Genomic DNA, 1,235 nt, shown 5'->3' with positions numbered 1-1,235 from the left:
TGGACTTCCCCTTCAAAAGTGGAGGGCTTCTGTTAAATAAAAGTGACAGGAGAGTTAGAATTGAAGCAGCGAGAATTTACAGAAGAGTTCAAACGCGAAGCCGTTCGTATTTTAACGACGAGCGGTCGAAGCATTTCATCGGTTGCCGACGACCTTGGCATTGGCAAGTCAACACTTGACCGTTGGCGGCGTAATATTTCTGAGAAAGATTTGCTTTCTGGTCCGCATGAGGACATGAACCAGGAGCTTGCCCGTCTTCGAAAAGAAAATGAGCTTCTACGACAGGAACGAGATTTATTAAAAAAAGCGACGGCCTTCTTCGCGCGGGAGACAAGTCGATGAAGTTTGCGTTCATCGACACGGAGAAGGCCCATATGTCTCTGTCACGGCTATGTGCTTTCGCAGGTGTCAGCATCAGCGGCTATTATGCATGGAAGCATCGTTTGCCCAGTCGTCGTCAGCTTGATGACATGATTATCTTGGCCCACATTCGTAACCAGTTTGCGCTGTCGCGTGAAACTTATGGAAGTCCTCGCATGCATGTCGAACTGAATGAAGAAGGCATTCGGGCAGGTCGTCACCGCACGGCGCGACTGATGCGCGAAAACAGTCTTAAAGCCCGGCAGAAAACGCGCTTCAAACGCACGACCGACAGCAATCATGGCGAGGCTGTCGCTCCCAATCTTCTGGATCAGGACTTTACCTGTGATGGACCGGATCAGAAATGGGGTGTCGATATCAGTTACATATGGACCACCGAAGGCTGGCTATATCTGGCAATCGTTGTCGATCTCTATTCTCGTCGCATCATCGGTTGGGAAGCGCGTGACCGGATGAAAAAGGATCTGGCTATCTGTGCTTTGAATAAGGCTATTGCAATCCGGCAACCAAAGCCGGGGTTGATCCAGCACTCGGACAGGGGAAGTCAATATGCCAGTTATGAGTATCGCAAAATCCTCAGAGCTCACAAAATGCTTCCATCCATGAGCGGAAAAGGAAATTGTTACGATAATTCGATGGTGGAAACCGTCTTCAAGACGATCAAGTCGGAACTGATATGGAGAACTGTGTTCCAGACACGCAAGGATGCGGTCAAAGCCATTGGCGAATATATTGACGGATTCTATAATCCCATCAGAAGACATTCTGCCCTCGGGTATAAATCGCCGGTGCAGTTCGAGACGGCGAACCGTAAATTAATGACAGAACCTCTCCACTAAATAAGGGCAAGTCCA

The 1,235-nt window shown here is 48.9% G+C and carries 1 protein-coding gene; it reads left to right on the top strand.

Going from position 1 to position 1,235, the window contains the following annotated elements:
• Nucleotides 1-42 precede the first annotated feature (42 nt).
• Nucleotides 43-1,220, top strand: a protein-coding gene (locus ABE530_RS19585) for an IS3 family transposase (RefSeq protein WP_318580708.1) whose coding sequence is annotated in 2 segments (ribosomal slippage) — nt 43-298 and nt 298-1,220 — 1,179 coding nt in all. Because the reading frame shifts where the segments join, the coding sequence is not laid out codon by codon here.
• The last annotated feature ends 15 nt before the right edge of the window (nt 1,221-1,235 follow it).

This window comes from Brucella sp. TWI559, assembly GCF_039674265.1.
Classification (GTDB): domain Bacteria; phylum Pseudomonadota; class Alphaproteobacteria; order Rhizobiales; family Rhizobiaceae; genus Brucella; species Brucella chromiisoli.
Note: the sequence above shows the minus strand (reverse complement) of the source record. Positions and strands in the feature narration are given on the sequence as shown.